The organism is Variovorax sp. 01T439_2, from assembly GCF_056398445.1.
In genome coordinates, this window is sequence record NZ_JBFTPJ010000196.1 from 1 (window position 1) to 7,548 (window position 7,548).

At 67.0% G+C, this 7,548-nt stretch carries 12 protein-coding genes; 9 read left to right on the plus strand and 3 right to left on the minus strand.

All coding sequences use genetic code 11. The annotated features are described in order from the left end of the window. Positions 1-310 (minus strand): isocitrate/isopropylmalate family dehydrogenase (locus tag AC1DOC_RS11650; RefSeq protein ID WP_478129826.1); only part of this gene is annotated, 310 nt, incomplete at its 3' end. 219 nt (positions 311-529) lie between these two features. Here AC1DOC_RS11650 and AC1DOC_RS11655 point away from each other — a divergent pair. The 3 genes from AC1DOC_RS11655 to AC1DOC_RS11665 all read left to right on the plus strand — a co-directional run bounded on the left by AC1DOC_RS11655 (position 530) and on the right by AC1DOC_RS11665 (position 1,750). Further along, positions 530-853 (plus strand): hypothetical protein, encoded by a 324-nt coding sequence (locus AC1DOC_RS11655; protein WP_012747755.1) that lies wholly within the window; start codon positions 530-532, stop codon positions 851-853. Between the two features lie 155 nt (positions 854-1,008). Further along, on the plus strand, positions 1,009-1,203 hold the full coding sequence (locus tag AC1DOC_RS11660) for a hypothetical protein (RefSeq protein WP_012747754.1): 195 nt from the start codon (positions 1,009-1,011) through the stop codon (positions 1,201-1,203). A gap of 88 nt (positions 1,204-1,291) precedes the next feature. Next, positions 1,292-1,750 (plus strand): DUF192 domain-containing protein, encoded by a 459-nt coding sequence (locus AC1DOC_RS11665; protein ID WP_012747753.1) that lies wholly within the window; start codon positions 1,292-1,294, stop codon positions 1,748-1,750. 72 nt (positions 1,751-1,822) lie between these two features. Here the strand turns inward: AC1DOC_RS11665 and AC1DOC_RS11670 are convergent, their stop codons facing one another. Then, a complete protein-coding gene (locus AC1DOC_RS11670; RefSeq protein ID WP_018904994.1) occupies positions 1,823-2,404 on the minus strand; it encodes a superoxide dismutase in 582 nt (193 codons plus the stop codon). Between the two features lie 50 nt (positions 2,405-2,454). Beyond that, positions 2,455-3,765 carry an exodeoxyribonuclease VII large subunit gene (gene xseA / locus AC1DOC_RS11675; protein WP_018904995.1) on the minus strand — a complete coding sequence of 437 codons (1,311 nt, stop codon included), beginning with the start codon at positions 3,763-3,765 and terminating at the stop codon, positions 2,455-2,457. A gap of 313 nt (positions 3,766-4,078) precedes the next feature. Between xseA and AC1DOC_RS11680 the strand changes: the two genes are divergently transcribed. The 6 genes from AC1DOC_RS11680 to AC1DOC_RS11705 all read left to right on the plus strand — a co-directional run. Next, positions 4,079-4,711 (plus strand): MotA/TolQ/ExbB proton channel family protein, encoded by a 633-nt coding sequence (locus AC1DOC_RS11680; RefSeq protein WP_012747750.1) that lies wholly within the window; start codon positions 4,079-4,081, stop codon positions 4,709-4,711. A gap of 70 nt (positions 4,712-4,781) precedes the next feature. Further along, on the plus strand, positions 4,782-5,210 hold the full coding sequence (locus tag AC1DOC_RS11685) for an ExbD/TolR family protein (protein ID WP_026284063.1): 429 nt from the start codon (positions 4,782-4,784) through the stop codon (positions 5,208-5,210). A 24-nt stretch (positions 5,211-5,234) separates the two neighbouring features. After that, a complete protein-coding gene (lpxK, locus tag AC1DOC_RS11690) occupies positions 5,235-6,251 on the plus strand; it encodes a tetraacyldisaccharide 4'-kinase (protein ID WP_026284064.1) in 1,017 nt (338 codons plus the stop codon). Then, positions 6,232-6,414 (plus strand): Trm112 family protein, encoded by a 183-nt coding sequence (locus AC1DOC_RS11695; protein ID WP_007836935.1) that lies wholly within the window; start codon positions 6,232-6,234, stop codon positions 6,412-6,414. Before lpxK ends, AC1DOC_RS11695 begins: the two co-directional genes overlap by 20 nt. Next, complete coding sequence (gene kdsB, locus AC1DOC_RS11700; RefSeq protein ID WP_018904997.1) at positions 6,411-7,184, plus strand: 3-deoxy-manno-octulosonate cytidylyltransferase; 774 nt, start codon at positions 6,411-6,413, stop codon at positions 7,182-7,184. Before AC1DOC_RS11695 ends, kdsB begins: the two co-directional genes overlap by 4 nt. A gap of 136 nt (positions 7,185-7,320) precedes the next feature. Continuing rightward, on the plus strand, positions 7,321-7,548 hold a 228-nt coding region (locus AC1DOC_RS11705; protein WP_478129827.1), incomplete at its 3' end, for a nucleoside monophosphate kinase.

Sequence of the window (7,548 nt, forward strand, 5' to 3'; positions counted from 1 at the left end):
CCTTGATGGACACCACGTAGTCGCGCACGGCGTGCAGCGTTTCCTCGGGCAGCCAGACGTCGGGGCCGTAGACCTTGGTCGACTTTTCGCCGGCATAGACTTCCATCCAGTGGATCTTCTTCTTGCCGCCGTAGGCCTTGGCCACTGCAGCATCCACCACCTTGAGCATCACCGGGGTGATGTCCAGACCCGTGCCGTCGCCTTCGATGAAGGGAATGATCGGCTGATCAGGCACATTGAGCGAGTTGTCGGCGTTGACCGTGATCTTCTGGCCTTCGGCCGGGACTTTGATGTGCTGGTAGCTGGACATGAGGGGGAATGACTCCGGGAGTGACGTAATTCGGACGACTGTCTGCGAATTCAGACAGCGATGGGGAATCGCTGTACAGCCCGCGAACAAATCGCTGTACATTTTAGACGCAACCCATCAGCTGGCGTTTGTCAACCTAAGAGACAATGGTCTCGTTAGTGGCTGACCTTCTGCTCGCCGGGAGGCGTTTCCAACCAATTCTCGATAGAGGAATCATCAATGAGCAAAATTCTCGCAGTCATGATCGCTGGCCTGTTCGCCGCTGGCGCCTACGCCCAGAACCCCACCGGCACCACGCCCGAGCAAGGGAACGCCACCAACAGCAAGCCGCAAGCCCGCGCCGAAGCGAAGAAGGAAGCCAAGCCCGCAGGCCAAGTGGCTGCTCCCACTGGCGACATCGCCAAGACGCCCGAAGGCGGCACGTTCGGCGCCGACAAGGCTGGCGTTGCCGGCGAAAAGCGCGCCAAGACCCGCGACGACCGCCGCCGCAACAAGGATGGCAGCGTGAAGCGCAAGTCGACCCAGGGCGGCACGCCCCAGTAAGTCGGCCCAGGCCGTACGAAAGAGCGCTCCACGGAGCGCTTTTTTTTTCGCTTGCGGCAACGAAACTGCTGTCAACCGGCATGAGCGGCTGCCGCGTTGAATGTTCACCTTCCGAAGGGAGGTGGTCCATATCAACGAATTTCAAAGGATGTCTCATGAACAAGCTGCTCGCAGCCCTCGTCGCCGGTCTCTTCGCAGCCGGCGCTTTTGCGCAAACTCCGCCCGCACCCGCCCCCGCACCGGCTGCACCTGCCGCCGTTCACAAGGCAAAGCCGATGAAGCACGCTGTCAAGAAGCACAAGGTTCGCCACGTGGCCAAGGCGCACGCAGCTGCAGCCAAGAAGGTGTAAGCTTCCACGCTCACCGGCAAATGCCCGCATCAGCGGGCATTTTTATTGGCCTCGCGCCCTTGAACCCGCCCTCGAAGGAAGCCTTCCGATGCTCCAGCGTTTTGCCGCCCTGCTCCTGCTTGCCGCTGCCCTGATGGGATCCGCGCAGGCCCAGCAGCAGCCCCAGACCGATCTGCAACGCACGCAGTTGTCCGTTGGCCTGTACAAGATCGATGCGCAAGTCGCGCAGACGCCGCGCCAGCGGGAAATCGGCCTGATGTTCCGCAAGGAGATGCCGCAGGCCGAAGGCATGATCTTCGTTTTCGACCAGCCGGCCACCCAGTGCTTCTGGATGCGCAACACGCTGCTGCCGCTGACCGCCGCCTTCGTGGCGGACGATGGCCGCATCGTCAACCTGGCCGACATGCAGCCCATGACCGAGAACTCCCACTGCTCCGAGGAGCCGGTGCGCTTCGTGCTCGAGATGAACCAAGGCTGGTTCGCCAAGAAGAACATCAAGAAGGGCGCCAAGCTCGGCGGCGAGCTGTTCGCCGCTTCGAAGCGCTGAGCGCCCGCCTGACGCCAGCCCACGAAAAAGCCGACCCGAGGGTCGGCTTTTTCATTGGGAGGACCCGGCTCCTCAGCCGAAGTTCTTGGCCGCGAAGTCCCAGTTCACCAGCTTGGCCAGGAAGGTCTCGACGAACTTCGGGCGCAGGTTGCGGTAGTCGATGTAGTAGGCGTGCTCCCAGACGTCCACCGTCAGCACCGGGGTGTCGCCGGTGGTCAGCGGCGTGCCCGCGGCGCCCATGTTCACGATGTCCAGCGAGCCGTCGGCCTTCTTCACCAGCCAGGTCCAGCCCGAGCCGAAGTTGCCCACGGCCGACTTCACGAAGGCTTCCTTGAAGGCGTCGTAGTTGCCCCACTTGGCATCGATGGCCTTGGCCAGCGCGCCCGTGGGAGCACCGCCGCCCTGGGGCTTCATGCAGCTCCAGAAGAAGGTGTGGTTCCAGATCTGGGCGGCGTTGTTGTAGATGCCGCCGCTGGACTTCCTGACGATGTCCTCGAGAGGCATCGACTCGAACTCGGTGCCCTTTTGCAGGTTGTTGAGGTTCACCACGTAGGCATTGTGGTGCTTGCCGTAGTGGTACTCGAGGGTTTCCTTCGAGTACTCGGGTGCCAGCGCGTCRAGGGCGTATGGCAGGGGTGGGAGCACATGTTCCATGGTTTTTTCTCGTGGGTTGGTTGTGGGGAATAAAGGATTCTAGAAAGGAATTACGCGCCCGGCGTCGGACGCGTTCCCGTTTTGCCGGGCACGACGGCCAGGTCGACCGAACCATCGGCGAGCCGCGCGACCACGGCATCGCCAGGGCTCAGCTTCTTGGCGCTGACGATCGCGCGGCCCTCGGGATCGGTGAGCCAGGCATAGCCGCGCTGGAGCACCAGCGCAGGATCGAGCAGCCGCAGGCGCAGGGCGACGCGTTCCAGCCGCTCGCGCCGCTGCGCCATCGCGCGCTCGAGCCTGAGCGGAAAATCGGCAGCAATCGCGCGCGGCACCTGGGCCAGGCGCTCGGCCCTGGACAGCAGCGCATAGCGCAGCCGCTGCGAATGATGCGCGAGCCGCAGCTGCTGGCGCGCCAACAGCCCGGAGGGCCGGCCCAGGCGCGCTGCCGCCTGGTCGAGGCGCTGCCCCAGTACATCGAGGCGCGCACCCAGCGCGCTGTCGAGCCGTTCATCCAGCAGATCGATCGCACCGAGCCACATCGCCTGGGGCGCGCTGACGAGCTCCGCCGCGGCCGTGGGCGTGGGCGCGCGCAGGTCGGCGCAGAAGTCGGCGATGGTGAAGTCGGTTTCGTGGCCGACGCCGCAGATCAGCGGAACCGGGCTTTGGACGATGGTGCGCGCCAGGGCTTCATCATTGAACGCCCAGAGATCCTCGATGGAGCCGCCCCCGCGCACCAGCAGGATCACGTCGACGGCCGGCTCCAGCGTGTAGAGCGACTGCAGCGCGCGCACGAGTTCCGCCGGTGCATTGGCGCCCTGCACCGCCGCCGGTGCCAGCACCACGGGAATGTGCGGCACGCGGCGCCGCAGCGCCGTGACCACGTCGTGCAGCGCCGCGGCGCCGAGCGAGGTGACGAGGCCGACCGCGCGCGGCATGACCGGCAGCGCCCGCTTGCGCTCCGGATCGAAGAGCCCTTCGGCCTCGAGCCGCGCCTTGCGCTGCAGGAATTGCTCGAACAGCGCGCCCTGCCCCGCGCGCTGCAGGCTTTCGACCACCAGTTGCAGGTCGCCGCGCGGTTCGTACACCGCGAGCCGCCCGCGCACTTCGACCTGGTCGCCGTCGCGCGGCGAAAAATCGAGCAGGCCCGCGGCGCGCCGGAACATCGCGCAGCGCAGCTGGCCGGACGAATCCTTGAGCGCGAAGTAACAATGTCCGCTCGACGCGCGCGAGAAGCCGGAAATCTCGCCGCGCACCGCGACCGGGTTGAAGCGCGCATCGAGCGCGTCGGCCACCGCCCGGCACAGCGCGCCCACAGCCCAGATCCGCGGGCCCGGCGTTGGATTCGAGTCACGCAGGTTCACAGGACACCCGCGCGGCCGGCGGCCACTCTTCCACAGTGGGTTGCCCCGCCTTGGTGCCGCGGTCCGGGCACGGAACAGGTGCACGGTTTGTCGTGCAAGCTGTTGATTTCATTGGAAAAAGAACTGCTCAAAATTCAATCGATCTAGCGGGAGGCCCGTCCCATGCGGGTCCGGACAACTTGCGCAGCGGGTTAATCACAAAGTTATCCACAGAATCTGTGCGTCTTCGCTGACATGCAAACAAGCCGCGTGGCGATGGTGGCCTCGGTGGATAATCGCCGCGCATTTGCAGTCTACGGGGCCGGAGGATTCCTTGTTTTCCATCATAGTTGCCGCGGGCTGGCCGATTTGGCCATTGCTCGCCTGTTCGATCATTGCGCTCGCCTTGGTTATCGAACGTTTCACAAGCCTCAAGACCGTGAGGGTCCTGCCGCCCAAGCTGCTCGACGAAGCCATCACCGTGTCGCACGGTTCCGTGCCGGGGCCCGACGTGGTGACCAAGCTCGAACGCAATTCGATGCTCGGCCAGGTGCTGGCCGCCGGCCTGCGGGCGCTCAACGCCAATCCGCGCTGCACCGAGGACGACCTGCGCGCCGCCATGGAGGCCTCGGGCCGCACCGTGGCGCACAAGCTGGAACGCTACCTGCCGGCGCTGGCCACCATTGCATCGGCGGCGCCGCTGCTCGGCCTGCTGGGCACGGTCATCGGCATGATCGAGATCTTCGGCTCGCAGTCGCCCGGCAGCGGCGCGGTGGGCTCCGGGAACCCCGCGCAGCTGGCGCACGGCATTTCGATTGCGCTGTACAACACGGCTTTCGGCCTGATCGTGGCCATTCCGACGCTGATCTTCTGGCGCTATTTCCGCAGCCGGGTCGACGAATACCTGCTGAACCTCGAACTGTCGGGCGAGCGCTTTGCGCGCCACCTGAACGCATTGCGCAAATGATGGGCTTCGCATCGCTTGCAACTGCCTGCGCCACGCCGCCTCGCGGAGGCTTGCCATGAGCCGCGGCCGCATGCAGTTTCGCCACGGTGCGCGCGACGAGCCGGAGATCAACCTGATCCCGTTCATCGACGTGCTGCTGGTCATCCTGATCTTCCTGATGCTGTCGACCACCTACAGCAAGTTCACCGAGATGCAGCTTCGGCTGCCGACGGCGGACGTCGATTCGCAGCGCGACTATCCCAAGGAGGTGATCGTGGCGGTCTCCGCCGACGGCCGCTACTCGATCAACAAGAAACCCGTGGCCGACCGCAACGTGGACACCGTGGCCGCCGCACTGGGCGCGGCCGCCACGGGCGGCAAGGACAGCGTGGTCATCATCAGCGCCGACGCCAGCAGCCCGCACCAGGCCGTGATCACGGTGATGGAAGCCGCTCGCCGCGTGGGACTGGTGCAGATCACGTTCGCAGCCCAGTCTTCGGCGCAGCAAGCAGGGCACTGAGTGCCGTCGCAGGGCCGCAGCACCATCGGCACCACCGGCCCGATCGCTGTGCCGGCCTCGCGGCTGCAGCGCGCCTGGCTGCATCGCGGCGCGCTGGCCTGCCTGCTGTGGCCCCTGTCGCTGCTCTACGCGGCGCTTTTCGGGCTGCGGCGCTGGTTCTACCGGATGGGATGGCGCACGACTGAACGCGTCCCGGTGCCGGTGATCGTGGTCGGCAACGTGGTTGCCGGCGGCGCGGGCAAGACGCCGGTCGTGATGGCGGTCGTGCGGCACCTGCAGGCCCGCGGGCTACAGGTTGGCGTGGTGTCGCGCGGCTACGGCCGCCGCACCGGTGACTGCCGCGAAGTACTCACCGAGAGCAACGCCGCCGACGTCGGCGATGAACCGCTGCTGATTCGCCGCGCCACCGGCGCACCGGTGTTCGTGGCGCGGCGCCGCATCGAGGCCGCGCGCGCGCTGCTCGCCGGGCACCCGGCCACGCAGGTCATCGTGAGCGACGACGGCCTGCAGCACCTGGCGCTGGCGCGCGACATCGAGATCTGCGTGTTCGACGACCGCGGCGTGGGCAACGGCTGGCGGCTGCCCGCGGGTCCGCTGCGCGAGCGCTGGCCGCGCCCGTGCGACCTGGTGCTCCACAGCGGGGAACGTCCCGCCTTCAAGGGCGGCTACACCGCCACCCGTTCGCTCGCGCGCGACGCCGTGGCGAGCGACGGCAGACGCACGCCACTCGGCGCACTCGCCGGCGAACCGCTGATCGCGCTGGCGGCCATTGCGCGGCCCGAAGCGTTCTTCGGCATGCTGCGGGCACGCGGGCTGACGCTTGCCGAGACGATCGCCCTGCCGGACCACTACGATTTCGAAGGCTGGCAGCGCCCCGCCGGCACCGGGCAGCGCCTCGTCTGCACCGAAAAAGATGCCGTCAAGCTGTGGCCCAGGGCCCCCGACGCGCTGGCGGTGCCGCTGGACTTCGCACCCTCGCCGGAATTCTTCGCGGCGCTCGACGCAAAGCTATCATCGCTCGATGGATACCAAGCTGCTTGAACTGCTCGTCTGCCCCGTCACCAAGGGCCCGCTGACCTGGAACCCGGAGAAGCAGGAGCTCTGCTCGCGCAGCGCACGCCTGGCCTATCCGGTGCGCGACGGCATCCCCGTGCTGCTCGAGAACGAGGCCCGCACCCTGTCCGACGAAGAGCTGGGGCTGTGAGCTTCACCGTCCTGGTGCCGGCCCGGCTGGCTTCGACGCGGCTGCCCAACAAGCCGCTGGCCGACATTGCCGGCCTGCCCATGGTGGTGCGCGTGGCCCGGCGTGCCAGCCAATCCGGCGCCGCGCGCGTGGTGGTGGCGGGCGACGACGCGGCCATCGTCGAGGCCTGCGCAAGGCATGGCGTGGAAGCCATCCTGACCCGCCAGGACCACCCGAGCGGCTCCGACCGCTTGGCCGAAGCCTGCGAGCAACTGGGGCTGGACGGCAGCGACATCGTCGTCAACGTCCAGGGCGACGAGCCGCTGATCGACCCTGCGCTCATCGACGCCGTGGCCTCCGCGCTGGCCGCCCACCCGGAAGCCGCCATGAGCACCGCGGCCCACGAGATCGACTCGCTCGACGACTTCCTGAACCCGAACGTGGTGAAGGCCGTGCTCGATGCACAGGGCAACGCGCTGTACTTCAGCCGCGCGCCCATTCCGTGGTGGCGCGACGGTTCCGCCAACGGTGCGCCGCCTTCCGTGCTGCCCGCACCGGCGCCGCTGCGGCACATCGGCATCTATGGCTACCGCGCCGGCTTCGTGCGCAGCTTTCCTTCGCTGGCACCCGCACCCGTCGAGGCCACCGAAGCGCTCGAACAGCTGCGCGCGCTGTGGCACGGGCATCGCATCGCGGTGCACGTCAGCCATGTCGCGCCGGGGCCCGGCGTCGATACCCCCGCAGACCTCGAGCGCGTGCGCGCGGTCTTCGCCGCCGATCCGGCGCGCTGAAAAAGTGCGCTGCTGCGAGGGCGGCAGCGGAAATTCTTCACGCTGTCGCATGCTATCCTCGACGCAATTCCGCCTTGCCCCGCTCCCGGGCTGACGCTGGGCGCGACACAAGATCGAAGAACCCTCCGAGGACACCATGAGACTAATTTTGCTGGGCGCGCCCGGGGCGGGCAAAGGCACGCAAGCAGCCTTCATCTGCCAGAAATACGGCATTCCTCAAATTTCGACCGGCGACATGCTGCGCGCCGCCGTCAAGGCCGGCACCCCGCTCGGGCAGCAGGCCAAGGCCGTCATGGAGTCCGGTGGGCTCGTGAGCGACGACCTGATCATCAACCTCGTGAAGGAACGCATTGCGCAACCCGAT